Genomic DNA, 22,576 nt, shown 5'->3' with positions numbered 1-22,576 from the left:
GATCGAGGCGCGGCGTCAGAGCTGCGTCTCGATCGCTGTCTTGTCGATGATCGACCACACCTGCCGGATCCTTCCCTCGCGGAATTCGTAGAACACGTTTTCGCAGAAGGACACGCGCCGCCCGTTGACGGCAAGTCCAAGGAAGGTCCCCACCGGCGTGCAATCGAACCTCAGCCGCGCCGCGATCCTGGGTGGGGCCGACACCAACAGTTCGACGTTGAAGCGCAGGTCCGGAATCTCGCGAAAATCCCGTTCCAGCATCGCGCGATAACCGGTGAGCCCGAGCGGCCGCGCGTTGTGCAGGACGTCGTCGTGCACAAACTGTCCGAGCGCCGGCCAATCCTGCCGGTTCAGGCAGGCGATGTAGTCGTGATAAATGGCGGCAAGCTCGTCCCTGGTCACGGCGGGTTCCTTCGGCTCATGCGCGCCGCTGCACGTGCTCGATCAGCGCGCGCAGTTTCGGCGCGACGTTGCGGCGGCTCGGATAGTAGAGATAGAAGCCGGCGAAGGAGGGGCAGTAGTCCTCCAGGATCGGCAGCAGCTCGCCGCGCGCGATCGCAGGCCGGAAGCTCGCCTCCATGCCGAAAGTGATGCCGGCGCCGGCGACCGCGAGCTTGATCATCAAGGCCATGTCGTTGGTCGTGATCTCAGGGGCGACCGCGACGCTGTACTCCTTGCCGCCTTCGGCAAACTCCCAGCGATAGGGCGTGACGTTCGGGGCCGGACGCCAGCCGATGCAGCGAAAGGACGGCAGCTCGGATGGGTGCGACGGGACGCCGAAGCGATCGCGAAAGGCCGGCGCGCAAACCGCGAGCTGGCGTTCGTCGCCGGCGATCGGCAGCGCGATCATGTCCTGCTCGATCACCTCGCCGAGCCGCACCCCGGCATCATAGCCGGCCGCGACGATGTCGAACTCCGCGTCGGTCACGGTGATGTCGAGCTGCACTTGCGGATTGGCTTCGGCAAAGGCGGCGAGGAACGGACCGGACAGGAAGTGCTCGGCGATCGAGGAGACCGCGAGCCGCAACAGTCCGCGCGGCCGCCCGCCCAACGCCTCGGTGTTGCCGAGCGCGGCGCGCATGTCCGCAATGGCAGGGGCAATCTCCGCATGCAGCCGTTCGCCGGCCTCTGTCAGGCTGACGCTGCGCGTCGTGCGCTGGACCAGCGCGATGCCGAGCGTCTCCTCCAGCCGCCGGATGGTCTGGCTCACGGCCGAGCGCGTCACGCCGAGACGTTCGGCGGCGGCGCGGAAATTCCGCTCTTCGGCGACCAGCGTAAAGACGGCGAGGGCGTTGAGGTCGGTTTCCATCGGTTAGCGCGGCTTGCCAGCGTGGTTAGATATGATCGTCTTATCACAGCAAAGGCGTCGGTCCATCTTCCCGCAATCATTCCGAAAGAACGGGAAGTCTCATGGCAATCGACAAAGTCATTCTCATCACCGGCGCCTCCAGTGGCATCGGTGCAGGCATCGCGCGCGAGCTGGCCGCGGCCGGCGCCAGGGTCTTGTTAGGCGCGCGGCGCACCGACCGCCTGAAGGATCTCGCGTCCGAGCTGAACGCGGCCGGCGGAACGGCGCTCGCCCATCCGCTCGACGTCACCGACCGCGCCAGCGTCGCCGCCTTCGCCGATGCCGCGCGCGGCGTCTGGGGCCGGGTCGACGTCATCGTCAACAATGCCGGCGTGATGCCGCTGTCGCTGATGGCCTCGCTCAAGGTCGAGGAGTGGGACCGGATGGTCGACGTCAACATCAAGGGCGTGCTCTACGGCATCGCCGCGGTGCTGCCGGAGATGGCGGCGCGCGGCTCCGGCCATGTGATCAACATCGCCTCGATCGGCGCCTTGGGCGTGTCGCCGACGGCGGCTGTCTACTGCGCGACCAAATATGCGGTGCGGGCGATCTCCGACGGCCTGCGCCAGGAGCATGACAATATCCGCGTCACCTGCATCCATCCCGGGGTGGTCGAGAGCGAGCTCGCCGATACCATCACCGACCCCGTGGCCGCAGCGGCGATGAAGACCTATCGCGCCATCGCGCTCCAGCCCGACGCGATCGCGCGGGCCGTGCGCTTCGCCATCGCGCAGCCCGACGATGTCGATGTCAACGAGATCGTCGTGCGTCCGACGCGGACGCGATGACGATACCCCGCCGCATCAGATGCGTTTCTCGAAGAACAGGTCCGGGTAGGGATCGTCGTTGAAGCGCGGAATCTCGCGCCAGCCGGTGGTGCGGTAGAGCTGGGCGGCCTCGGGCAGTGCGCTGTTGGTGTCGAGCCGCAACAGCGTGATGCCGAGCTCGCGCGCTGCAGCTTCAGTCGCGTCCATCAGGCGCCGGCCGAGCCGCAGCCCGCGCGCGGCGGGGGCGACCCAGAGCCGCTTGATCTCGGCGTAGCCGTGGTCGGTTCCCTTCAAGCCCACGCACCCGATCGGCAGCGTGTCCGACATCGCGACGATGAAGCTGCCACGCGGCCGGCGCATATCCTTGGCATCGGGGTCGCGCGAAAGCGAGACGTCAAAGCCCTGCTTGAAGCGGCGGCCGAGCTCGGCATAGTACTCAGCGAGGCAATAGCGTGCCTGTTCGGATTGAGGATCGATCTCATCCAGCGAAACGCGCTCTCGCGTCAATGCCGAGGCGATCAAGTCCATCGCCGCAAGCAGCGCCTCGGCTTGCGAATGCTGCGCGAGGAAGCCCTCGGCCTGCGCGTTCGACAGCGCCTCATAGGCTGCGAACTCGCGCCGGCCCGTGCGCGTCAGCTTCGCCACGCGGCGGCGGGCGTCGTCCGCATGCGCGGTGGTCTCGACCAGTCCCTCGTCCTCGAGACTGCGGAGCAGCCGGCTCATCAGCCCGGAATCGAGACCGAGATAGTCGCGGATCTCGGCGACGTCCGAGCGCCCGTGCCCGATCGCGTTGAGCACGCGCGCGGCCCCCAGTGGCCGCCCGCGCCCAAGAAACGAGGTATCGAGCGCGCCGACGGCGGAGGTGACGGCGCGGTTGAAGCGGCGGACGCGGGAGACGGGGTCGAGCATGATGTCTGACTTTAGTCAGATATCATGCGCAGGTCAATCGGAACGGCCGGCCTCACTGCGCCAGCGTCAAGAGCGGCTTGTCCTTGGCGACGATATAGGTCGCAAGCTCGCTCGCGGTCTCGGCGCCGACATTCGTCGCCGCATGCACCGTGCCGGCGGGGATGAACAGCACGTCGCCGGCTTTCAGCGTCACCGGCGGCTTGCCGTCGACATCGTATTCGATGGCGCCCGTGAGCACGTAGACGATCTCTTCGCCAGGATGAGTGTGCCGGCCGAACGCCACACCGGGAGCGAGGTCGACGCGCACCTGCACTGCCTCGCGCCCCGGCGTGCTGAGATCGTGGCGCTGGAGATCGGTTCGCGTGACGCCGGCCTGCGCCGCCGCGGCCGGCAGGGTGAACAGGTTTGCCGCGAGCAGGACCGCACTCGACAGCACGCGCAGGGTTCGCAGATGACGATGGCTCATGGTCGGCTCCTCGTGGTCATTGGCTCGTCGGCGCCGCGCGAGCCCGGCCGATGCCGGCCGGTCCGCGCCGTGCGGTTTCAGACGAGAGTGGTGGTCACCTCGATGTTGCCGTGCACCGCCTTGGAGTAGGGGCAGATGCCGTGCGCGGCCTCGATCAGTTCCTGCGCGACCGCGCGATCGACGCCGGGGACGCTGACGTCGAGACGGGCACGCAGGAAGAAGGCGCCGCCGGCGTTGTTCAGGTCGATCGCGGTGTCGACCGACGGCTCGCTCGGCAGCTTGACCTTGCGCTGCGCAGCGGCGAGCCCGAGCGCGCCGAGATAGCAGGCCGACCATGCGGCGGCGAACAGGTTTTCGGCGGCCGGGTGCGGCTGGGCCAACTTGACGTTCAGGAAGCCGTCGCTGGAGTGCGCAGCGCCATCGGCGCCCGAGGTGACGTGGGTCTTGCCGGTAAAGAGAACCTTTGCAGCGGAGGTCATTGTCATATCCTTCGGTTGAATTATTAATCGTATCCGATCTAATCGGATGCGCGTCGAAATAATCCCGCTGAAGGCCGCGGTCAAGCTCTTCCGATTTAATCGGATGCGATTTATATGGGACGGCAGATCACGAATTGCGGAGGTTCCCGTGGCCCGTTCCCCCAAAGCCGCCGGCAAAGGCCGGAAACTGTCGAATTTCCTCTGCTTTGCGATCTATTCGGCCAATCTCGCCTTCGGCCGGGCCTATAAGCCCCTGCTGGACAAGGTCGGCCTCACCTATACCCAGTACATCGCCCTGGTGGCGTTGTCGGACGAGGACGAACAGACCGTCAGCACGCTGGGCGAGAAGCTGTTCCTGGAATCCAACACGCTGACGCCGATCCTGAAGAAGCTCGAGCAGATGGGGCTGATCAAGCGCCACCGCGATCCCGCCGACGAGCGGCAGGTGCGCCTCAGCCTGACGCCTGCGGGGCGAAAGCTGATCGAGCAGGATCTCGGCGGGTCGCTGATCGAGGCGACAGGTCTTGGCGACGATTTTCCGGTGGTGCAGAAGACGGTGAGCAGATTGCGTGACAATCTGCTGCGTGCGACCAAGGCCGATGACTAGCGCATCGAGAAATTAGATAGTGCAACAGTCGGCGGGTGCTTTCGCTCAGACATCAACTGTGGAGCGATGACAGGAATTGCCGAAGCTCGGGAGTCCCGGGATTGGCAAAGAGCTCCTCGGGCGGCCCCATCTCGTGAACCTTGCCCTCATGCATGAAGATGAGGCGATCGGCGATCTTGCGTGCGAAGCCGATCTCATGGGTCACCATCATCAGTGTCATGCCATCCTTGGCGAGACTTTCAACGACGCGCAGCACTTCGCCGACGAGTTCCGGATCGAGCGCGCTGGTGATCTCGTCGCACAGGAGCACGGCCGGCTCCATCGCAAGCGCACGCGCGATGGCGACGCGCTGTTGCTGGCCCCCCGACAGGCGGTCGGGCATTGCGTCGAATTTCTCCTCCAGGCCGACGCGGGCGAGCAGGGCGCGCGCCTGCTCTTCGCCTTGCCGCTCCGCGCGCTTCTTGACGAGCTTCGGGGCGAGCATGATGTTGCGCCCGACATTCAAATGGGGAAACAGGTTGAAGCTCTGAAAGATCATGCCGACCTGCTGACGCAGCTCACGCATCGCAGCCGCGCTGTCATGATCGATCTGCTTGTTCTTGATCAGGATCGCGCCGCTGTCGAAGCGCTCCAGCCCGTTGATGCAGCGCAGGAGGGTCGATTTGCCCGAGCCGCTTCTGCCGATGATCGCGATCACTTCTCCGGGCTCCACGTTCAGGTCAACGCCCCTGAGGACCTGTGTGTCCCCAAAGGACTTGTAGAGCGCGGCGATCTCAACGATGGGCGGCATGGAGCGTCCTTTCGAGCGCGCGGGCGGTGAGGCTGATCGGATAGCACAGGGCGAAATAGATCAGGGCGACTGCGGCATAGACCGTGAAAGGCCGGAAGGTCGCGTTGGTGATCATGCCTCCGGCCTTGGTCAGCTCGACGAAGCCGATGACGGAGGCGAGCGCCGTGCCCTTGATGACCTGGACCAGAAAGCCGACGGTTGGCGGAATCGCGATGGTCAGCGCCTGAGGGAGGATGACGTGACGCAACTGCTCCCCAAACGTGAGAGCCAGGCTCCGCGCTGCCTCCCATTGACCGCGCGGAACGGAGGCGACGCAGCCGAACCAGATCTCGCTCAGAAAGGCACTCGTATAGGCGGTCAGCGCCAGCGCCGCGGCGGTCCACGCCGAGGTCTGGACGCCAAACAGCGCCAAGCCGAAATAGGCGAGAAAGAGCTGGATCAGGAGCGGCGTGCCCTGGAACAACTGGACATAGAGGGAGACGAGACGGCGAGCGCCGTTCGAAGGCGTCAGGCGGGCAATCAGGAGAGCAAAACCGACCAGGCCCCCGCCAATGAAAGCCATCAGCGACAAGCCCACCGTCCAACGCGCGGCGAGCAGTAGGTTGCGCAGAATGTCCCACGGCGTGAATTCGACCATGCCCTCAATCTCCAAACAGGAAGCGTGGGCCGAGCCAATTGAGCAGTCGCCGCAGAGCGATCGACAGAGCGAGATAGATCAGAGCGGCGACGATGAAGGCCTCGAAGGCCCGGAAGTTGCGGCTCTGGATCAGATTGGCGGCGAAGCTCAGCTCCTCGGTGGATATCTGCCCGCACACCGACGAGCCAAGCATGACGATGATGATCTGGCTGACGAGCGCAGGCCAGATCTTGCGCAGGGCCGGCGGCAGCACGACGTGAAAGAAGGTCTGCATCGGTGACAGCGCCAGGCTCAGCGCAGCCTCGACTTGGCCGCGCGGCGTCGCCTCGATGCCGGCGCGGACGATCTCGGTCGCGTAAGCGCCGAGATTGACCACCATCGCGAGGACGGACGCGGCTTCCGGCGATAACCGGAAGCCCGCCGCCGGCAGGCCGAAGAAAATGAAGAAGAGCTGCACGATGAACGGCGTGTTGCGGAACAGTTCGACATAGGCGCCCGTCACGGCCTTCAACCAGACAGGTCCGTGGATGCGGGCCCAGGCGCATCCGATGCCGAGCGCAAGCCCCAGGGTTGCGGAAACTGCGGTCAATCCAAGCGTCCATGCGACGCCCTTGGCGAGCATGCGCCAGTCAACAAGGATGGCCCCGAAATCGAGATTGACCACGGCCCGGCTTACTCCGGAAGGTCGCCGGTGGACCTGCCGAGCCATTTCCGCGAGAGCGCCTCGAGGGTGCCGTCGGCCTTGGCTGCGAGGATGATCTCGTTGAGCTTGGCGCGCAGCGCGTCCTCGCCCTTGCCGACGCCGATGAAGTTCGGGCTGTCCTTGAGCAGGAATTTGTATTCGGCGCCGAGTTGCGGGTTCTTGGTGATCATCGCCGCGGCGACCTGCGCGCTGGTGGCGACCGCCTGGGTCTGACCGGCGACGAAAGCGGAAATCGTGGCGTTGTTGTCCTCGAACCGGCGGATCTCGGCGGCGGCAGGTGCGACCTTTGTCAACTCCGTGTCATCCACCGAGCCACGTGTCACGGCGATCGATTTCCCGGCCAGCGCGTCGGGTGCCTTCAGCTCCATCGTCTTGGAAGCGAACACGCCGATGAAGAACGGCGAGTAGGCGACGGTGAAGTCGATGACCTTCTCGCGATCGGGATTCTTGCCGAGGGTCGAGATGACGAGATCGGCCTTCTTGGTCTGAAGATAGGGAATACGGTTGGCGGTCGTGACCGGGATCAGCTCAACCGTTGCGCCAAGCTTCCCTGCGATCAGCCGCGCCATGTCGATATCGAGGCCTTGCGGCTGCATGTCGGAGCCGACGAAGCCATAGGGCGGGAAGTCCGTCGGAATGGCGATGCGGACTGCCTTGCTGCGGGTGATGCCGTCGAGCGCCGTCTGTGCCGAGGTCTCCGTGGCGGCAAATACCGAGAGAAGGACGACGAAGCCGATCGAAAGACTGCGCCTTGAAACTTGCATCACGATTTCTCCTGACTGACTGGACGAGGCCTGGCGGGGCGGCGAATGGATCGCGTTTCCTTGCTCGATCTTGTATGCAAGCCTTGTTCCACAGTGGCGATCGGCGACAGGGCCTGCCGCAACGTCGCCAGCGGATCGCTGCCGGAGGCGAGGCGGAGCTTTTCCTTCCAGGTGCGCAGATGGACGCCCATGCGCCGTTCCGCGAGCGGCATGTCCTCTGCTTCCAGGGCCGCAACGATCCCGACATGCTCCTCGAAAGATCGCCTGGCTTCGCTTTGCGTCTGGTGGTGCGTGGCGATCAGCGCGGTGCGAACGGTGAGGTCGCGCAGAGTCTGGGCAAGAAGCTCGTTTCCGAGGCAGCGAGCGAGGCAAACATGGAAATCGCCGAGGATGAAGCTTCGCAGTCCGACGTCGGTGCCCTTGATTGCCCTTGATTGATGGCGCAAATGATCCCTCAGCAAGCGAAGCTCAGCAGCACCGAGCGGGCGGGCGCCGCGCAGCAACCCGGTCTCGATCACGAGCCGCGCCTCAAACGCTTCCCGGGCCTGTCTTTCCGTCGGCTCCAGCAGGTACCATCCGCGGCGAGCGCTGACCGAGACGAGGCCTCGGGTTTCGAGCCGCACCAGTGCTTCGCGTACGATGGTGCGGCTGCAGTCGAACAATTCGGCCAGTTGCTGCTCGCCAAGACGGCTTCCAGGCTCCAGCTTCTTCGCCAGGATGGCGTCCAGCAGGCGATCGCTGATCTGCAGGGCTGAGGTCATCGCTTGTCTCGAATTGGAGCCTTATCCTTGCACGAATGCAGTATGCTTGTATACAAGATTGGCTGGATATGCTATCGCCCGTGCAGCCCCTGGAACGATAGTCCCGCATGACCCATTTCTGGCATCTCGACGTTGCGCAACTGATCCAGGGCTATGCGAAGCAGGCCTTCACGCCGGTCGATGTCATTGAAGACTGTCTGGCTCGCGCACGGATTTGCGATCGATCGCTCAACGCCTTCTTGCACTTCAGTGAGGCCGACGCGCTGCAGGCGGCCGAGGCGAGTCGCAGGCGGTGGGCCGAGGCAAGGCCACTTGGCGTACTTGATGGGGTCCCGGTCTCGGTGAAGGACAACCTGCATGTGGCCGGCATGCCGACCACATGGGGCAGCCCGCTGATGCGCGGCTTCGTCGCGACTGAGGACGAGGCGCCGGTGGCGAGGATACGGGCGGCGGGCGCGGTGCTTTTCGCAAAGACCAGCCTGCCGGAGTTTGCGATGCAGGGCTATACCGCAAACGCCCTGAAAGGCACGACCTATAATCCCTTCGATGTGTCGCTGACGCCCGGCGGTTCGTCGGGCGGCGCGGCAGCCGCTGTCGCCGCGTTCTGCGGACCGCTGGCGCTGGCGACCGACGGTGGCGGTTCAATACGCCGGCCGGCCTCGCATTGTGGCCTCGTCGGCTTCAAGCCGTCCGCCGGGCTCGTGAAGCGGCACGGTGGTCTGCCTGAGATATTTCTGAGTCACGAGGTGGCGGGCGGAATTGGACGAAACGTCGCGGATGTTGCCGGCTTCACGGAGATATTGGCCGGGCAGCAGCTCGCCGCCGCTTCGAACAAGGTCAGGATCCTGTACGTGTCCAGCTTTTCGGATGCGCCCGTCGATCCCGGCATCGCCGACGCCGTCGCGCGCGCGGCGCAACGCTTCGAGACAATGGGACATATCGTCGAGACTCGAGCGTCGTTCGATCTCTCGGACGAGATCAACGGCTTGTGGCCGCAGCTCTCCGCGATCGGTCTGGCCTGGCTGTTTGAAGATGGCGCACGCTGGCCGGAACTCGGACTTCGCGGCGGGGCGCAACCAGACCCGATGATGTGCGGCGAGGCGGCCCGCGCTGCTCTGCAGGAGGGCCGCTCGGCCGCAGCCACCGTGCTGTTCGATCTTGTCGGTGCGATCGAGCGTCTCAAACGACGGTTGGATACGCTCTTCGCTTCCTATGACGCGATCCTGACGCCCGCCACCGCGGCTTTGCCCTGGCCCGCCGATCGAGCCTATCCCGAAACGATCGCCGGTCACGCGGCCGGGCCGCGAGGGCATGCCGTCTTCACGGGCATCGCCAATGCCGCCGGCTTGCCAGCGCTGGCGCTGCCTTGCGGATGGGTGTCGAAACTGCCCACCGGATTCCAGTTGCTCGGCCCGAAGCGGGCCGACGCCGCCGTGCTGGCATTGGGTCGGGAATACGAGCAAAGCTTTCCGCTTGAGGCGCCTGTCGCCGAGGCCGGACCACACTCTGGGAGGACATCGTGAGCAACGCGAGTGAAGCGGCGGACCGGTTGATCGCAGCAAGAAGCAGCGGACAGGCGGTCGACTGGCGCGACGTTCTCCCGTCGGATCGTGCCGGCGCCTACGCGATCCAGGATGCCACGCTTGCCCGGCTCGGTCCGTCCGGCGGCTGGAAGGTCGGCGCGTCGGGCCCGGATGCCGAGCCCGTCTGCGCGCCGCTGCCGGCGTCTGGCCTGCTTGCCTCCGGTGCGCGGCTCGGTTCGGAATTCCGCCTGCGCGGTGTCGAAGTGGAAGTCGCGCTCCGGGTCGGGCGAGCGCTCGCGGCTGACGATGCCGCGTTGCCCGATCGCGAACTGGCACGTGCCTTCGACGCCGTCTACCCCGCCATCGAGGTGGTCGAGACGCGCCTCGAGGATTGGAAGAACAGCGCCGCCCTGGCCCAGCTTGCGGATTTGCAGAGCCACGGCGCGTTGGTGCTCGGAGCAGCCGCGACGGTCAGTCCTGCTTCCATCGATCTCGGGAGCGTCGAGGCGGATCTCTCCATCGGCGAAGACATCAGCCGTCGAACCATTGGAGGCAATCCCGCAGGCGACATCTGGCGTCCGCTGCGCTGGCTCGTCCGCCATTGTGCGGACCGGGGTGCGCCTCTTTTGCCGGGCCAGATCGTCACGACCGGCTCGTGTACCGGCATGGTCTTCACGGAAGCGGGGACCAGCGCCCGTGCTCGCCTTGCGGGTTTCGGCGAGGTTGCCGTCGACTTCTGAGGCGGGAAGAATGAAGGTCAGCGTCGCCGCGAGCGCGGGGACGGTCATGCCGGCGGGGCGAGCCCCAGCGCCTTGCGGGCCTTGCGCGTCAGCTTGGCCACGATCAGCGCATGGGCCTGCACCAGATAGGCCGTGAGCTCGGCATCGGGCAGGGCGTTGTTGCTGACGAGCTGGACCCATTTGGCGCGGGCGAGATACGGCGCCGGCCGCGCCAGGCCGTGCTCGATCAGCATCCCATAGGCCATGTCCGAGACCTTGAACATGTAGCCGCCGGAGCCTGCGGCAAAGCCGCCGCCGAGCGCGAACATCTTGCCGCCGACCTTGAACACGGAGGTGCCCTCCCATTGCACTACCTTGGTGGCGGCGGGCAGGCGCAGGCAGCGTGCTTCGAAGGTTTTCGGCGTCATGGCGCGAGCGATAGCACGCCAAACGCGGCTTGCAAGGCCGCGAGCTAGCGGGCGAGCGCCGCGAAGACGGCGATGGTGCGGTCGACTGCGCCCTCGTCGATGTGGCGATGGGTGACGAGCCGGAGCTGCGAAGGACCGCTCGCCTGCACCAGGATGCCGTGCGCTTTCACGCCTTCGGCCCATGCCGCGGCCTCGCGTCCGCTTGCTGAGACATCGACGCGCAGGATGTTGGTCTGCACGTGGTCGGGATCGGCGAGCGCCGGGTCGAGCCAACTCAAGGCCGCGGCGAGCCGCTTCGCGGCCGCATGATCCTCGGAGAGGCGGTCGATCATCGTCTCCAGCGCCACGAGACCGGCGGCTGCAACGACGCCGGACTGGCGCATGGTGCCGCCGACGAGTTTTCGCAAGGCTCTTGCCCTTGTGATGACATCGTTGGAGCCGCATAGCAGGCTGCCGACCGGCGCGCTCAGTCCCTTGGAGAGGCAGACCATCACGCTGTCGGCGTGCGCGGTGATGTGCGCGGCCGGGACGCCGAGCGCGACCGACGCATTGAACAGGCGCGCGCCGTCCAGATGCACGGGAATCCCGCGCGCCTGTCCGAGCGCATGAATTCGCGCCATGTGCGCCAGGGGCAGCACGGTGCCCCCGGCGCCATTATGCGTCGTCTCCATCGCGATCAGGCCGGGGCTCTCCGACGAGCGGATCGCGTCCGCGAGCGCCGTCTCATCCATTGCGCCGCGGCGGCCCGGCATCGGTTTGGGCAGAAGTCCCGCGATCGTCGCGACGCTGCCGAGCTCGGAGTTGAGCAGATGCGCACCGCCATCTGCGAATGTGTCCGCGCCGCGCTCGGCATGGGCGAGCATCGCCAGCAGATTGCCCATCGTGCCGCTCGGCACGAACAGGGCGGCCTCCTTGCCGGTCAAGGCGGCGCCGCGCGCCTCGAGCGCGCGGACCGTCGGATCGCCCTCGCGGCCGTCGTCGCCGAGCGGGGCGCGCTGCATGCGCTCCAGCATCGCCGCGGTCGGCAGCGTGACGGTGTCGCTGCGCAGATCGACGATGCCGTCGCTGCCGCTCTGTTGCGTCGTCATCAGGCGTCCTGCACCTGCAGGCCGGCCGGCGCCGGCTGGGTCTCATCGGCGGCCACGTCGCCGGCAAAGCGCTCCACCAGCTTCACCGCAACCGTGTTGCCGAACACATTGATTGCAGTGCGGCCCATGTCGAGGAAGGCGTCGACGCCGGCGATGATTGCCAGTGCCTCGATCGGCAGCCCGATCGCCGACAGCACCATGGCAATCGCAACGAGCCCGCCGGAGGGAACGTTGGCGCTGCCCTTGCTCGCGATGGTCGTGACCATCACGATGGTGAACAGCGTCGACCAGGTCAGCGTCACGCCATAGGCCTCCGCGAGGAAGGTGACGGCGAGGGCGAAATACATGATGGCGCCGTCGCGGTTGAAGGCATAGCCGAGCGGCAGCACCACCGAGACGATGCGTTCGGAGGCACCCATCGCCCGCAGCTTCTCCATGTGCAGCGGCAGCGTCACTTCCGAGGAGCGGGTGGAGAAGGCGAGGATCATCGGCTCCATCACCGCTTTGGTGACGGCAATCGGCTTCTCGCCGATCGCAAGCAGCATCAGCCAGAAGATCAGAACCATGATGGCGAGGCCGAGATACATGACGCCAACGAGCTTGGCGAGCGCGACCACGGTGGCGAGGCCTTGCGTCGCGAACAGCCAGGCCATCACCGCGAAGATCGCGATCGGGGCCAGCGAGGTGATCCATTTGGTGATCTTGAACATCGCCGCCATCACCGCTTCGAGCACGGCGACCATGGGCTCGCCGACCTTGCCGACGGAGGCGAGGGCGAGGCCGAACAGGATCGCAAAGACCAGCGTCGGCAGGATCCTCTGCTCGGCCATCGCAGCGACGATGTTGGAGGGGATCATGTCCATGAAGAACTTGATCCAGTCTACTGACACCGCAAGGTTTTGCGGCACCTTGCCCGTTGCGGCCAGCGGCGCGCCGGCACCCGGATGGAAGGCGGCGTTGAGCAGGAGGCCGATCAGGATCGAGATCACGGTCGCGAGGTAGAAATAGCCGAGGCTGATCGCGGCGACGCGGCCCAGGACCTTCAGCTCGCTGCCCATGCGGTAGAGGCCGAGCGTCACCGCCGCAAACACCACGGGAATGACGATCATCTTCACAGCCTCGACGAAGGCGGTGCCGATCGGCCGCAGGCTTGCGCCGACATCCGGCCAGAGCAGGCCGACGCATAGACCCAGCACCAGGCCCAGCAGCATCTGGACCACGAGCGGCAATCTGAGCAGCGGCCGGATCATGCGTGATGGTCTCCTTGTCCTGGATATTGCGTGCGGATGGCGCCGAGCGCGGTGAGGCGTGCCTCGAAGGCTGACGACAGGTGCCGCCACATGCGTTGCTGCGCGGCATCTGGGTCGTGCGCTTCGATGGCTGCGTAGATATCGAGGTGCTCGCTGACGGCCTGGCGCGTACGCTCGACGCTGTATTGCCGCATCTTCTGCAGGGCGAGGCCGCTCTGCGCGCGCAGACTGTCGTAGGACTGCGCCAGCCGGCCGTTGCCGGTGGCGCGAAACAGCTCGTCGTGGAATGCCCAGCCGACCTGCTGCGCTTCCTCCACATCGAGATTGTCGCGCGCCTGAATGCTGCGCAGCTCCTCGGCGCATTGGCGCAGCGGCTCCGTCGGCCCGCGCGTCGCGGCGAGATAGGCGGCCATGCCTTCGAGCGCGAGCCGCAATTCGTGGATCTCGCGGAGATCATCGAACGACATCTGGCGTACGAAGGTGCCGCGCATCGGATGGATGGTGAGAAGGCCGTCCTTGGCGAGCGCCTTCAGCGCCTCGCGGATCGGTGTGCGGCCGAGCGCCAGCCTGCTCGACAGGCTGCGCTCGGAAAGAGGTTCGTCGGGCCCGAACTCGCCTGACGTGACGAGGTCGCGGAGCAGCGAATAGGCGCGATCGCGCTCGAGGGAGGTTATGGGCATAACTGACATACCAGCGGTATGTCATCGATATGTCAAGCTTGGCGACTGATTTTGCTGGTGAAACCGAGCCGGAAACAAGATCACGGGCTTGTGCCTTGCGCCGGACATCTCAAAACATATCTTACGATATATCTAACAATGGAGATGCAAGATATGTTTCGAGACAAGCACCACAACAGGCACGGCCGAGAGGAGCACGAGTTTCGGTTCGCCTTCGCCATGGGCCGGCACGGCGGCGGACGTCATCGCTTCGGCCGCGGCGGCCACGGCTTCTTCGGGCGCGGTGGCGACGATTTCCCGGGCGCGCGGCGGCTGTCGTCGCAGGATCTCCAACTGGTGATCCTGGCGCTGCTCGCCGAAAAGCCCGCCCATGGCTATGAGCTGATCAAGATCATCGAGGAACGTTCCGACGGCTTCTACACGCCGAGCCCCGGGGTGATCTATCCGGCGCTGACCTATCTCGAAGAGGTCGGCCACAGCAGCGTCCAGCAGGACGGCGGGCGCAAGCTCTACAGCATCACGCCGCAGGGCGAGGCGCATCTTGCCGAGAACCGTTCGACCGCCGATGCGATCCTACAGGCATTGTCGCGGATCGGACGCCGCATGGACGAGGTGCGCGAGGCCTTTGCCGGCGTCAGCGATCTCGATCCTGGTGCCTCCGATGAGCTGCACCGGGCACGCCACAATCTCAAGCGCGCGCTGCGCTCGAAGCACGGCAGCGACTCCGCCGAGGCGCGTCGCATCGCCGCGATCCTGGATCGCGCTGCCGCGGAAATCCTCGGCAAGTGATGGAGGACGCAACGTATGAATGATCGGCCCCACAGTCCGATTCAAGATCCGCGCGTCAATGCCGTGATCGCGCGCCTGCAAGGCGCGCGGCAACGTCCATCAGGCGGCGGGCCGCGCGGCTCCTCTGGCAGCCGCGATCCCCACGCCTATGCCGAGCAGGGATTTTCGATCCATCCCGAGCAGGGCGAATTGATCTATCTGCTCTGCCGCGGTCTGGGCGCGACGCGCGTCGCCGAGTTTGCGACCTCGGTCGGCATGTCCACGCTCTATTTCGCGGCGGCCCTGCGCGACAATGGCGGCGGCACCGTGATCGGCTCGGAGATCGTGCCGGCCAAGGTCGAGACCGCCAGGCGCAATCTCGCGGAGGCTGGCCTTGCCGACTACGCCGAGATCCGCGAGGGCGATGCACGAGAGACGTTGCGCAATCTCGGCGGTCCCGTCGACTTTATCCTGATCGACGGCTGGCCGGGCGAGGGAGGTCCTTCGCTGGCGCGGGAGGTGATCGAGATCGTCGCCCCGCAACTGCGGGTCGGCGGTTACGTCATGAACGACAATGCCGAGCCCGACTATCTCGACTTCATCCGCGATCCCCAAAACGGCTTCGTCTCGATGACGCTGCCGCTCAAGGGTGGCACCGAGCTCAGCCTGAAGCTGACGTGACGGAATCGCTGGCGCGATAAGCGTCGGGAACGATGAACACCTCGTCGGCGCGGCCGTAGCCGCCGTCGCCGACTTCCTCGATCAGCACCATCGTGTGCAGCCGCGCTGCTTCGCCAAAATAGTGGACGAACAGTGCGGTGAGGTTATGCACGATCTCCGCCTTCTGCGCCCGCGACAATGCGGCCTGGGGGATCTTGATATTGGCGAATGGCATGATGAATCTCTCCGTGTGAAATTTGTGCCGGCTATCAGACCACGCCGCCATTGGCGCGGATGATCTGGCCGTTGACCCAGCCGCCGTCGCTCCCGGTGAGGAAGGCGACGACGCCGGCGATGTCGTCGGGCTGGCCGAGGCGGCCGAACGGGTTCATGGCGGCAACGGCGCGTACCTGCTGCTCGCTCTTGCCCTCGAGGAACAGCCGCGTCTCGACCGGCCCGGGCGCGACCGCGTTGACGGCGATGCGGCGGCTGCCGAGCTCCTTGGCGAGGATGTGCGTCATGGCTTCGACCGCGGCCTTGGTCGCGGCATAGACGGCGTAGCCGGGCTGATAGAGACCAACGACGCTGGACGAGAAGCTGACGATGCGGCCGCCGTCGCGGAGCCGCCGCGCCGCTTCGCGCAGGGACCGGAACACGCTGTCGAGGTTGATCGAGATCTGCCGCGCGAACGCTTCATCGGTCACCTCCGCGAGCGGCCCGAGCTCCATCACGCCGGCATTGTTGACGAGGATATCCACGCCGCCGAAGGCGCGCTCGGCCGCATCGAACAACCGCGCAGGAGTTGCCGGATCGGCGAGATCGGCCTGCACGGCGATGGCACGTCCGCCGGTGGATTCGATTTCGGCAACGAGTTCGTCGGCTGCCGTCTTGCCGCTCGCATAGTTGATCGCGACCGCGATCCCGTCCTGCGCCAGCCGGCGGGCGATGGCTGCGCCGATGCCGCGGGAACCGCCGGTCACGATGGCGGCGCGCTGGGATGGATTGGTCATGGCAGGTCTCCTCAGTGTGGTCCCAGGGAGAGATACCTGATCACTACGGCCGGATAATCGCCGCGGACTTGCCATCACTTGTCGGCTGTGGTGAACAATCAGCCATGGACCGCTTTGACGCCATGCGCCTGTTCGTTCGCCTCGTCGAACGGCAGAGTTTTACGGCCGCGGCAGCCGACCTCGGCATTCCCCGCTCGACGGCGAGCGAGGTCTTGCGCGATCTCGAGGCGCATCTGGGGACGCGGCTGCTCGAGCGAACGACGCGTCATGTCACCCCGACGCTCGACGGCGAGGACTATTACCGCCGCTGCGTCGCCATCCTGGCCGAGGTCGAGGAAGCGGAAACCGCGATGCGCGACGCGCGGCCGCGCGGCCTGCTTCGTATCGATGCGCATCCCTTGCTGACCCGCACCTTCATCCTGCCGCATCTGCCGGCATTCCTCGCGCGCTATCCGGAGCTCGATTTGCAGATCGGGCAAGGCGATCGCCTGGTCGATCTCGTGCGCGAGGGCATCGATTGCGTGATCCGGTCGGGCGAGCCCGAGGACAGTGGCATGATCCTGCGCCGGCTCGGCACGATTGCCGAGATCACGGTGGCGAGCCCGGCCTATCTCGCCAAGCACGGCATGCCGATGGCGCCTGATGCGCTCGACGGCCATCAGATGGTGGCTTTCGTCTCCTCGCGCACCGGCGATGTGCTGCCGCTGGAATTTTCCGTCGCCGGCGCGCTGCGTCACGTCGTGCTGCCGAGCCGCCTGCGCGTCAACAATTCCGACACCATGGCCGATCTCGCCCGGCTCGGTTTCGGTCTCGTGCAGGCGCCGCGCTATCGCTTCGCGGATGATCTCGCCAGCGGTGCGCTGGTCGAGGTCCTGGCCGACTATCCGCCGTCGCCGACGCCGCTCTCCGCGCTCTATCCGCAAAACCGTCAGCTCGCGCTGCGCCTGCGCGTCTTTCTCGACTGGATCTCGGGCATCTTTGCGGAAGCGAAGCTGTGAGGGGCTACGAAGCGAGTTGGTGAGAAGGGCGTTTCCACTCGCTCGCAATGACGATTTTGATGCAATTGCGCGCCTCTTTGTGAGTTGTGCCGGGGCTGCAGACCGCTACCATGCGCCCGCTTCAGCAAGATGCGGGGCCAGCACGGCGAGGGAGGCGACATGAGCGGGCAGGACCACAAAGTGAAGGGATCGGACCTCTTTGTCGCGGCGCTGGAGAACGAAGGCGTCGATCGCATTTTTGGTGTGCCCGGCGAAGAAAACCTCGATCTGGTCGAATCGCTGCGCAACTCCCGGATCGAGCTGGTGCTGACCCGCCACGAGCAGGCCGCCGCCTTCATGGCGGCGACGCATGGGCGGCTGACCGGCAAGCCCGGTGTTTGTCTCTCGACGCTCGGCCCCGGTGCGCTCAATTTGTCCACGGGCGCTGCCTATGCGCATCTCGGCGCGATGCCGATGATCCTGATCACCGGCCAGAAGGCGATCATGAGCAGCCGGCAGGCGCGCTTTCAGATCGTGGACGTGGTCGCGACCATGAAGCCGCTGACAAAACTGTCGCGGCAGATCGTCAGCGCCTCCAGCATTCCCACCGTGGTGCGCGACGCCTTCCGCGTGGCGATGGAGGAGCGGCCGGGCCCGGTGCATCTCGAGCTGCCCGAGGACATCGCGGGCGACGAGGTGCCCGCCATCCCCGTGATCCCGATCCATCCGATCGAGATCCCGGTCGCCCATCGCACCGCGCTCGACCGCGCCGCCGAGATGATTTTGGCCGCGAAGCGCCCGCTGGTGATGATGGGCGCGGCAACGAGCCGGCCGCGCTCGACGCACGGCATCGCGAGCTTCGTGCGGCGGACCGGCATTCCGTTCTTCACCACGCAGATGGGCAAGGGCACCGTGCCCGGCGGCACCAATCTCTATATGGGCACCGCCGCGCTGTCAGAGCGCGACTATGTCCACGATGCCATCGACGCCGCCGATCTGATCGTGGCGATCGGTCACGACCCGATCGAGAAGCCGCCCTTCATCATGGGGCCGTCGGGGCCGAAGGTCATCCACGTCAGCTACACCTCGGCCAGCGTCGAGCAGGTCTATTTCCCCGACGCCGAGGTCGTCGGCGATGTCGGACCGAGCCTGGAACTGCTCGCCGATCGACTCGAAGGCAAGCTGCCGCAGGCCGCGGCGCTGTTGCCGCTGCGCGAGGAAATTCTCCGCCATATCGCTGATCGGGCCACCGAGGCGCGTTGGCCGCCGACGCCGCAGCGCATCGTGCACGACATCCGCCAGGTCATCCCGGAGAACGGCATCGTCGCGCTCGACAACGGCATGTACAAGATCTGGTTCGCGCGCAACTACCGGACCCGCGTCGCCAACACGCTGCTGCTCGACAATGCGCTGGCGACGATGGGCGCGGGCCTGCCGTCGGCGATGATGGCCGCGATGCTCTATCCCGATCGCCGCGTGCTCGCGGTCGCCGGCGACGGCGGCTTCATGATGAACAGCCAGGAGATGGAGACCGCGGTTCGCCTCAAGCTCAACCTGGTCGTGCTGGTGCTGGAGGACAACGCCTACGGCATGATCCGCTGGAAGCAGGCCGTCGATCACTTCGCCGATTACGGCATGACCTTTGGCAATCCGGATTTTGCCATGTACGCGAATTCCTACGGAGCCAAGGGGCACCGCATCGCGAGCATCGACAGCTTTGGCCCGACGCTCGATGCCGCCTTCAAGGAAGGGGGCGTGCACCTGGTCTCGATCCCGATCGACTATTCGGAGAATGTGCGGGTGCTGGTCGACGAACTCCGCGCGCATGAGAAATCGAAGGCGTGATGGACAATGGTCTCGTGCCCCGGACGCAGCGCAGCGCTCCTTCAGCGGTGCGCTGCAGAGCCGGGGCCCATGCATCAGCGAGCCCTGTCGCCTCCTGGGTCCCGGCTCTGCGCAGCAACGCCAAGAGCGTTGCAGCGCGTCCGGGACACGAGAGGTGCACTTGTCTCGCGATCCCATATCATCGACACTCCCAATCATCCGATCACTCCACCAACCACAGGACTATGAAATGACTCGCGTTCGTTGTGTCACCGAGATGGGCATGGGCGTCGACGTCCACGGCAGGGACGCCACCAAGGCGGCAAAGCGGGCGGTGTCGGATGCCATCAGGCATTCGAGCCTCGGCTTCTTCCGCATGATCGGCAAGACCGCGAACGACATGTTCGTCGATGTCACGATCGGCGTGCCCAACCCCGAGGCGGTGGACAAGGAAGCCGTTGCCAAGGAGCTTCCTTACGGCACCGTGACTGTGACTGCGGTCAAGGGCGGTCTGGAGATTCCCTCGGCCACGGAAGTCGCCAACGACCCGATCCTTATCGCGAATGCGGCTGTCATCGTCAGCTTCGACAAGGACTAGGCCGGTGTCCGACAGTGATGTGGCGCTGCTGGATCGCCCGATCTGGAGCGCGTTGACGACGAGCCAGAAACACCTGGCCGAGGGTGGCCCGCAAGCGCTGCGCTATCCCGTGGACATGACACCCTTTGCCGACATGGTCGACATGTCCGCGGCAAGCTTTGCCGCGCTCGGTGATCTCATATCGGGCTCGCAGGTCGCCGCGCTGTTCACGCCGGAGCCGGTTGACGTTCCCGCCGGCTTCAAGGTGGTGCTCGCCGAGACCGGCGAGCAGATGATCGGCTCGCCTGCCGACAGTGCGCTTCGCGACGCCGAGATCGTCACGCTGGGAGCGGCCGACGTGCCCGCGATGATGGCGCTGACGGAGCTGACCAAGCCCGGGCCGTTTGCTGCGCGGACGCATCAGCTCGGCACCTTCCTCGGTATCCGGGCCGGCGGGGAACTGGTCGCGATGACGGGCGAGCGGATGAAGCCGGGAAAGTTCGTCGAGATGACGGCGGTCTGCGTGCATCCGGACTATCGTGGGCGTGGCTTTGCGCAGGCGCTGCTCGCGGCGGTCGCGCGCCGGATCGAGGCGCGCGGCGAAATTCCGTTCCTGCACGTGTTTTCGAACAACACGTCGGCGATCGCGCTGTATCAGCGGCAGGGCATGCGGATTCGCCGCCGCCTGCACGTCACTGCGCTAATGAAGCAGGGATGAGCGTTGCTCGGCGGGGCTTCATATCCGCCGAATTCGCGCTATATCGATCCCAACCATAATTGGGGGAAACAGATGGACGCCAGAACGACAGATTTTTCCGCCGTGCGGACGGCGATGCAGCGCTACGTCGATCAGGAGATCATTCCGGGCGTATCCTGGGCGGTGCTGCGCGGGCGCGAGGTCGTCGACCAGCAATGCGTGGGCTTCGCCGACCGCGAGACGAAGACGGCGCTCCGGCCCGACCACATCTTCCGTGCGTTTTCCAACACCAAGATCTTCGTCACCTGCGCGATCATGCTGCTGGTCGAGGAAGGCCGCATCGGGCTTGATGACCCCGTCGGGAAGATCCTGCCGCAGCTCGGCAATCGCAAGGTCCTGAAGCAGGGCGCGACCAGCCTTGCCGATGTCGAGCCGGCGAGGGGGCCGATGACGATCCGCCAGCTCCTGACCCACACCTCCGGCCTCAGCTACGGCATCTTCGATCCTGGCACGGTGCTGTTCAAAGGCTACAACGAGGCGCGCGTGCTCAATCCGCTGACGCCGCTCTCCGACATGATCGACAGGCTCGCCGATCTGCCGCTGTCCTATCATCCCGGCGCCGGCTGGGAGTATTCGGTGGCGACCGACGTGCTGGGCCGCATCGTGGAAGTCGTCTCGGGCAAGTCGCTCGATGCCTTCCTCAAGGCGCGCATCTTCGATTCTCTCGGCATGACCGACACCGGCTTCTACGTCCCGGAAGCGCAGCAGGGCAGGCTGGTCGCGCTTTACAATGGCGCCGACGTGCTCGACCCGATGAAGCCGGGCCTGACGCGCGCCGACAATCTGCCCTTTCCGCAGGCCTATCGGCGGCCGTTCCCGCGGCTGTCGGGCGGTGGCGGTCTGGTCTCGACCCTGCCTGATATGCTCGCGCTGGTGCGCGCGCTGCTGCCCGGCTCGGATGCGCTGCTGAAGCCGGAGACGCTGCGGCAGATGATGACGAACCAGCTGCCCGCAGGCCAGACCATCCGCTTCGCCACTCTCGGCCCGATCCCCGGCAAGGGCTTTGGTCTCGGCGGTGCCGTCACCTTTGCGCCGACGCCGTTCGATCCGCCGAACTCCACCGGCGAATTCCAGTGGGGCGGGCTTGCGGGAACCCATTGGTGGATCTGCCCGGAGGCCAATACCGCCGGCGTCCTGATGGCCCAGCGCTACATGGGCTTCTGGAATCCGTTCTTCTTCGAGTTCAAGCGCCTGGCCTATCAGGCCGTCCAAAGCTGACCTCGAAAAGAGGCTGACCGCGAAAAAATTCCCCGCGCCCGCGAATCCTTTTCGGCCGGCGCGCCCTCTTGATGGTCGAGGCATTCAGCCTCGGCTCATCTCGGAGGATGCGATGGCATTTTACAGGAAGAACATCGGCAGCCTGCACCAGGCGGTGCGGATTGCCGCGGGGGGCGCGGTCGCGGGGGCGGCATTGGTCTATCTGGCGGGCGCGACGGCGTGGCTGGTTGCGCTCGGTGGCGCCGGCTTCGCGCTAACGGGGCTCGTCGGCTATTGCCCGATGTGCGCGATGGCGGGGATCGGGCGAGGAGACGTGTCGTGAGTGCGGCTGCGATCTCGCCGAACCTGTTCGAGGCGGCACGGCTCGGCGATCCCCATGCGATCGCCTCACTGCTCGAGACGGCACAGCCGGACATCCGCCGCTATGCGCGCGCGACCTGCCGCAGTTCGGCGGATGCCGAGGATGCGACGCAGGAGGCGCTGTGGATCCTGTTCCGCCATATCGGCACGATCCGTTCGCTGCTGGCGTTTTCGGCCTGGCTGTTCAGCGTCGTCCGCCGCGAATGCCTGCGGCTCGCGCGCCGGGCCGGCCTTGTACCGGCTGTCGATGAGAGCGAGGCGGAAGCCGCACTGCTGTTGCGGCCTGAGGCCGATCTGCGGCTTGACGTGGCCGCGGCCTTCGAGGCGCTGCCGCCGCACTATCGCGATGTCGCGCTGATGCGCGACGTCAAGGAGATGACGATCGACGAGATTGCCGCCGCGCTCGGCGCGACCAGGCAGACCGTGAAGGCGCGGCTGCATCGCGCCCGCGCCTTCATGCGCGAATATCTGACGAGATGAGAGACGATCGAATATCAGAGAGGAGC

29 protein-coding genes are annotated in these 22,576 nt (G+C 65.8%); 13 read left to right on the top strand and 16 right to left on the bottom strand.

Going from position 1 to position 22,576, the window contains the following annotated elements:
- Positions 1 to 15: 15 nt before the first annotated feature.
- Positions 16 to 402 carry an ester cyclase gene (locus JQ603_RS06315; protein WP_212337428.1) on the bottom strand — a complete coding sequence of 129 codons (387 nt, stop codon included), beginning with the start codon at positions 400 to 402 and terminating at the stop codon, positions 16 to 18.
- A gap of 16 nt (positions 403 to 418) precedes the next feature.
- A complete protein-coding gene (locus tag JQ603_RS06310; RefSeq protein ID WP_212337426.1) occupies positions 419 to 1,309 on the bottom strand; it encodes a LysR family transcriptional regulator in 891 nt (296 codons plus the stop codon).
- Between the two features lie 101 nt (positions 1,310 to 1,410).
- On the opposite strand from JQ603_RS06310, the gene JQ603_RS06305 reads away from it, so the two are divergent.
- Positions 1,411 to 2,136: an SDR family oxidoreductase gene (locus JQ603_RS06305; protein WP_212337424.1), complete on the top strand. Its 726-nt coding sequence runs from the start codon at positions 1,411 to 1,413 to the stop codon at positions 2,134 to 2,136.
- A gap of 15 nt (positions 2,137 to 2,151) precedes the next feature.
- Here JQ603_RS06305 and JQ603_RS06300 read toward each other — a convergent pair whose 3' ends face one another.
- The 3 genes from JQ603_RS06300 to JQ603_RS06290 form a co-directional block, all read right to left on the bottom strand.
- The gene (locus JQ603_RS06300) at positions 2,152 to 3,024 is read right to left on the bottom strand and encodes a bifunctional helix-turn-helix transcriptional regulator/GNAT family N-acetyltransferase (protein ID WP_212337422.1); all 873 of its coding nucleotides are present in this window, start codon (positions 3,022 to 3,024) and stop codon (positions 2,152 to 2,154) included.
- Between the two features lie 52 nt (positions 3,025 to 3,076).
- Positions 3,077 to 3,490, bottom strand: coding sequence for a cupin domain-containing protein (locus JQ603_RS06295; RefSeq protein WP_212337420.1), 414 nt, complete (start codon positions 3,488 to 3,490; stop codon positions 3,077 to 3,079).
- 77 nt (positions 3,491 to 3,567) lie between these two features.
- Positions 3,568 to 3,969 carry an Ohr family peroxiredoxin gene (locus tag JQ603_RS06290; RefSeq protein ID WP_211403111.1) on the bottom strand — a complete coding sequence of 134 codons (402 nt, stop codon included), beginning with the start codon at positions 3,967 to 3,969 and terminating at the stop codon, positions 3,568 to 3,570.
- Between the two features lie 103 nt (positions 3,970 to 4,072).
- Between JQ603_RS06290 and JQ603_RS06285 the strand changes: the two genes are divergently transcribed.
- Positions 4,073 to 4,576 carry a MarR family winged helix-turn-helix transcriptional regulator gene (locus JQ603_RS06285; protein ID WP_433996623.1) on the top strand — a complete coding sequence of 168 codons (504 nt, stop codon included), beginning with the start codon at positions 4,073 to 4,075 and terminating at the stop codon, positions 4,574 to 4,576.
- Positions 4,577 to 4,628: 52 nt separating this feature from the next.
- Here the strand turns inward: JQ603_RS06285 and JQ603_RS06280 are convergent, their stop codons facing one another.
- The 5 genes from JQ603_RS06280 to JQ603_RS06260 are packed head-to-tail and all read right to left on the bottom strand — an operon-like array spanning position 4,629 to position 8,231.
- Positions 4,629 to 5,366 carry an amino acid ABC transporter ATP-binding protein gene (locus JQ603_RS06280; RefSeq protein ID WP_245003389.1) on the bottom strand — a complete coding sequence of 246 codons (738 nt, stop codon included), beginning with the start codon at positions 5,364 to 5,366 and terminating at the stop codon, positions 4,629 to 4,631.
- The gene (locus JQ603_RS06275; RefSeq protein WP_212337416.1) at positions 5,350 to 6,003 is read right to left on the bottom strand and encodes an amino acid ABC transporter permease; all 654 of its coding nucleotides are present in this window, start codon (positions 6,001 to 6,003) and stop codon (positions 5,350 to 5,352) included. The genes JQ603_RS06280 and JQ603_RS06275 overlap by 17 nt, the downstream gene beginning before the upstream one ends.
- Before the next feature lie 4 nt (positions 6,004 to 6,007).
- The gene (locus tag JQ603_RS06270) at positions 6,008 to 6,625 is read right to left on the bottom strand and encodes an amino acid ABC transporter permease (RefSeq protein ID WP_245003486.1); all 618 of its coding nucleotides are present in this window, start codon (positions 6,623 to 6,625) and stop codon (positions 6,008 to 6,010) included.
- Positions 6,626 to 6,675: 50 nt separating this feature from the next.
- Entirely contained in the window at positions 6,676 to 7,470 is a 795-nt protein-coding gene (locus tag JQ603_RS06265) for a transporter substrate-binding domain-containing protein (RefSeq protein WP_212337412.1), read from the bottom strand.
- Complete coding sequence (locus JQ603_RS06260) at positions 7,470 to 8,231, bottom strand: GntR family transcriptional regulator (protein ID WP_212337410.1); 762 nt, start codon at positions 8,229 to 8,231, stop codon at positions 7,470 to 7,472. The genes JQ603_RS06265 and JQ603_RS06260 overlap by 1 nt, the downstream gene beginning before the upstream one ends.
- Before the next feature lie 107 nt (positions 8,232 to 8,338).
- Here JQ603_RS06260 and JQ603_RS06255 point away from each other — a divergent pair, with 107 nt between their 5' ends.
- Positions 8,339 to 9,754 carry an amidase gene (locus JQ603_RS06255; RefSeq protein WP_212337408.1) on the top strand — a complete coding sequence of 472 codons (1,416 nt, stop codon included), beginning with the start codon at positions 8,339 to 8,341 and terminating at the stop codon, positions 9,752 to 9,754.
- A complete protein-coding gene (locus tag JQ603_RS06250; protein ID WP_349630696.1) occupies positions 9,751 to 10,494 on the top strand; it encodes a 2-keto-4-pentenoate hydratase in 744 nt (247 codons plus the stop codon). The genes JQ603_RS06255 and JQ603_RS06250 overlap by 4 nt, the downstream gene beginning before the upstream one ends.
- Before the next feature lie 44 nt (positions 10,495 to 10,538).
- Here the strand turns inward: JQ603_RS06250 and JQ603_RS06245 are convergent, their stop codons facing one another.
- From JQ603_RS06245 to JQ603_RS06230, 4 genes are read right to left on the bottom strand one after another with little or no spacing between them, the layout of a single operon-like run.
- Entirely contained in the window at positions 10,539 to 10,901 is a 363-nt protein-coding gene (locus JQ603_RS06245; protein ID WP_212337406.1) for an MmcQ/YjbR family DNA-binding protein, read from the bottom strand.
- Positions 10,902 to 10,945: 44 nt separating this feature from the next.
- A complete protein-coding gene (locus tag JQ603_RS06240) occupies positions 10,946 to 11,989 on the bottom strand; it encodes a low specificity L-threonine aldolase (protein WP_212337404.1) in 1,044 nt (347 codons plus the stop codon).
- Positions 11,989 to 13,239 (bottom strand): dicarboxylate/amino acid:cation symporter, encoded by a 1,251-nt coding sequence (locus JQ603_RS06235; RefSeq protein ID WP_212337402.1) that lies wholly within the window; start codon positions 13,237 to 13,239, stop codon positions 11,989 to 11,991. Before JQ603_RS06235 ends, JQ603_RS06240 begins: the two co-directional genes overlap by 1 nt.
- A complete protein-coding gene (locus JQ603_RS06230) occupies positions 13,236 to 13,919 on the bottom strand; it encodes a GntR family transcriptional regulator (protein WP_245003388.1) in 684 nt (227 codons plus the stop codon). The genes JQ603_RS06235 and JQ603_RS06230 overlap by 4 nt, the downstream gene beginning before the upstream one ends.
- Positions 13,920 to 14,072: 153 nt before the next feature.
- Here JQ603_RS06230 and JQ603_RS06225 point away from each other — a divergent pair, with 153 nt between their 5' ends.
- On the top strand, positions 14,073 to 14,708 hold the full coding sequence (locus tag JQ603_RS06225) for a PadR family transcriptional regulator (protein ID WP_245003387.1): 636 nt from the start codon (positions 14,073 to 14,075) through the stop codon (positions 14,706 to 14,708).
- A 15-nt stretch (positions 14,709 to 14,723) separates the two neighbouring features.
- Positions 14,724 to 15,368: an O-methyltransferase gene (locus tag JQ603_RS06220; protein ID WP_212337396.1), complete on the top strand. Its 645-nt coding sequence runs from the start codon at positions 14,724 to 14,726 to the stop codon at positions 15,366 to 15,368.
- Here the strand turns inward: JQ603_RS06220 and JQ603_RS06215 are convergent.
- Entirely contained in the window at positions 15,349 to 15,582 is a 234-nt protein-coding gene (locus JQ603_RS06215; protein ID WP_212337394.1) for a tautomerase family protein, read from the bottom strand. The genes JQ603_RS06220 and JQ603_RS06215 overlap by 20 nt on opposite strands.
- Positions 15,583 to 15,616: 34 nt before the next feature.
- On the bottom strand, positions 15,617 to 16,357 hold the full coding sequence (locus JQ603_RS06210; RefSeq protein ID WP_212337392.1) for an SDR family oxidoreductase: 741 nt from the start codon (positions 16,355 to 16,357) through the stop codon (positions 15,617 to 15,619).
- A 104-nt stretch (positions 16,358 to 16,461) separates the two neighbouring features.
- On the opposite strand from JQ603_RS06210, the gene JQ603_RS06205 reads away from it, so the two are divergent.
- From JQ603_RS06205 to JQ603_RS06175, 7 genes are all read left to right on the top strand, one after another.
- Complete coding sequence (locus tag JQ603_RS06205) at positions 16,462 to 17,355, top strand: LysR family transcriptional regulator (RefSeq protein ID WP_212337390.1); 894 nt, start codon at positions 16,462 to 16,464, stop codon at positions 17,353 to 17,355.
- Between the two features lie 159 nt (positions 17,356 to 17,514).
- Entirely contained in the window at positions 17,515 to 19,179 is a 1,665-nt protein-coding gene (locus tag JQ603_RS06200; RefSeq protein ID WP_212337389.1) for an acetolactate synthase large subunit, read from the top strand.
- A 229-nt stretch (positions 19,180 to 19,408) separates the two neighbouring features.
- Positions 19,409 to 19,756, top strand: coding sequence for a Lin0512 family protein (locus tag JQ603_RS06195; RefSeq protein ID WP_018646107.1), 348 nt, complete (start codon positions 19,409 to 19,411; stop codon positions 19,754 to 19,756).
- Positions 19,757 to 19,760: 4 nt separating this feature from the next.
- Positions 19,761 to 20,453: a GNAT family N-acetyltransferase gene (locus JQ603_RS06190; RefSeq protein ID WP_212337387.1), complete on the top strand. Its 693-nt coding sequence runs from the start codon at positions 19,761 to 19,763 to the stop codon at positions 20,451 to 20,453.
- A 72-nt stretch (positions 20,454 to 20,525) separates the two neighbouring features.
- Entirely contained in the window at positions 20,526 to 21,710 is a 1,185-nt protein-coding gene (locus tag JQ603_RS06185) for a serine hydrolase domain-containing protein (RefSeq protein WP_212337385.1), read from the top strand.
- A 112-nt stretch (positions 21,711 to 21,822) separates the two neighbouring features.
- Positions 21,823 to 22,032, top strand: coding sequence for a YgaP family membrane protein (locus JQ603_RS06180; protein ID WP_212337383.1), 210 nt, complete (start codon positions 21,823 to 21,825; stop codon positions 22,030 to 22,032).
- A complete protein-coding gene (locus JQ603_RS06175) occupies positions 22,029 to 22,550 on the top strand; it encodes an RNA polymerase sigma factor (RefSeq protein WP_212337381.1) in 522 nt (173 codons plus the stop codon). The genes JQ603_RS06180 and JQ603_RS06175 overlap by 4 nt, the downstream gene beginning before the upstream one ends.
- The last annotated feature ends 26 nt before the right edge of the window (positions 22,551 to 22,576 follow it).

This window comes from Bradyrhizobium liaoningense, assembly GCF_018130825.1.
Lineage (GTDB): Bacteria > Pseudomonadota > Alphaproteobacteria > Rhizobiales > Xanthobacteraceae > Bradyrhizobium > Bradyrhizobium liaoningense_B.
The sequence above is the reverse complement of the archived record's forward strand: the minus strand, read 5'-3'. Positions and strand labels throughout refer to the sequence as shown.

What these genes read in the sequence shown, in the direction of transcription:
- JQ603_RS06230 (WP_245003388.1), bottom strand. Translation starts at nt 13,919, where the DNA reads ATGCCCATAACCTCCCTCGAGCGCGATCGCGCCTATTCGCTGCTCCGC.
- JQ603_RS06210 (WP_212337392.1), bottom strand. Translation starts at nt 16,357, where the DNA reads ATGACCAATCCATCCCAGCGCGCCGCCATCGTGACCGGCGGTTCCCGC.
- JQ603_RS06255 (WP_212337408.1), top strand. Translation starts at nt 8,339, where the DNA reads ATGACCCATTTCTGGCATCTCGACGTTGCGCAACTGATCCAGGGCTAT.
- JQ603_RS06235 (WP_212337402.1), bottom strand. Translation starts at nt 13,239, where the DNA reads ATGATCCGGCCGCTGCTCAGATTGCCGCTCGTGGTCCAGATGCTGCTG.
- JQ603_RS06220 (WP_212337396.1), top strand. Translation starts at nt 14,724, where the DNA reads ATGAATGATCGGCCCCACAGTCCGATTCAAGATCCGCGCGTCAATGCC.
- JQ603_RS06195 (WP_018646107.1), top strand. Translation starts at nt 19,409, where the DNA reads ATGACTCGCGTTCGTTGTGTCACCGAGATGGGCATGGGCGTCGACGTC.
- JQ603_RS06240 (WP_212337404.1), bottom strand. Translation starts at nt 11,989, where the DNA reads ATGACGACGCAACAGAGCGGCAGCGACGGCATCGTCGATCTGCGCAGC.
- JQ603_RS06185 (WP_212337385.1), top strand. Translation starts at nt 20,526, where the DNA reads ATGGACGCCAGAACGACAGATTTTTCCGCCGTGCGGACGGCGATGCAG.
- JQ603_RS06280 (WP_245003389.1), bottom strand. Translation starts at nt 5,366, where the DNA reads ATGCCGCCCATCGTTGAGATCGCCGCGCTCTACAAGTCCTTTGGGGAC.
- JQ603_RS06260 (WP_212337410.1), bottom strand. Translation starts at nt 8,231, where the DNA reads ATGACCTCAGCCCTGCAGATCAGCGATCGCCTGCTGGACGCCATCCTG.
- JQ603_RS06245 (WP_212337406.1), bottom strand. Translation starts at nt 10,901, where the DNA reads ATGACGCCGAAAACCTTCGAAGCACGCTGCCTGCGCCTGCCCGCCGCC.
- JQ603_RS06225 (WP_245003387.1), top strand. Translation starts at nt 14,073, where the DNA reads ATGTTTCGAGACAAGCACCACAACAGGCACGGCCGAGAGGAGCACGAG.
- JQ603_RS06285 (WP_433996623.1), top strand. Translation starts at nt 4,073, where the DNA reads ATGCGATTTATATGGGACGGCAGATCACGAATTGCGGAGGTTCCCGTG.
- JQ603_RS06265 (WP_212337412.1), bottom strand. Translation starts at nt 7,470, where the DNA reads ATGCAAGTTTCAAGGCGCAGTCTTTCGATCGGCTTCGTCGTCCTTCTC.
- JQ603_RS06270 (WP_245003486.1), bottom strand. Translation starts at nt 6,625, where the DNA reads ATGCTCGCCAAGGGCGTCGCATGGACGCTTGGATTGACCGCAGTTTCC.
- JQ603_RS06205 (WP_212337390.1), top strand. Translation starts at nt 16,462, where the DNA reads ATGGACCGCTTTGACGCCATGCGCCTGTTCGTTCGCCTCGTCGAACGG.
- JQ603_RS06200 (WP_212337389.1), top strand. Translation starts at nt 17,515, where the DNA reads ATGAGCGGGCAGGACCACAAAGTGAAGGGATCGGACCTCTTTGTCGCG.
- JQ603_RS06275 (WP_212337416.1), bottom strand. Translation starts at nt 6,003, where the DNA reads ATGGTCGAATTCACGCCGTGGGACATTCTGCGCAACCTACTGCTCGCC.
- JQ603_RS06295 (WP_212337420.1), bottom strand. Translation starts at nt 3,490, where the DNA reads ATGAGCCATCGTCATCTGCGAACCCTGCGCGTGCTGTCGAGTGCGGTC.
- JQ603_RS06300 (WP_212337422.1), bottom strand. Translation starts at nt 3,024, where the DNA reads ATGCTCGACCCCGTCTCCCGCGTCCGCCGCTTCAACCGCGCCGTCACC.
- JQ603_RS06290 (WP_211403111.1), bottom strand. Translation starts at nt 3,969, where the DNA reads ATGACCTCCGCTGCAAAGGTTCTCTTTACCGGCAAGACCCACGTCACC.
- JQ603_RS06310 (WP_212337426.1), bottom strand. Translation starts at nt 1,309, where the DNA reads ATGGAAACCGACCTCAACGCCCTCGCCGTCTTTACGCTGGTCGCCGAA.
- JQ603_RS06215 (WP_212337394.1), bottom strand. Translation starts at nt 15,582, where the DNA reads ATGCCATTCGCCAATATCAAGATCCCCCAGGCCGCATTGTCGCGGGCG.
- JQ603_RS06305 (WP_212337424.1), top strand. Translation starts at nt 1,411, where the DNA reads ATGGCAATCGACAAAGTCATTCTCATCACCGGCGCCTCCAGTGGCATC.
- JQ603_RS06180 (WP_212337383.1), top strand. Translation starts at nt 21,823, where the DNA reads ATGGCATTTTACAGGAAGAACATCGGCAGCCTGCACCAGGCGGTGCGG.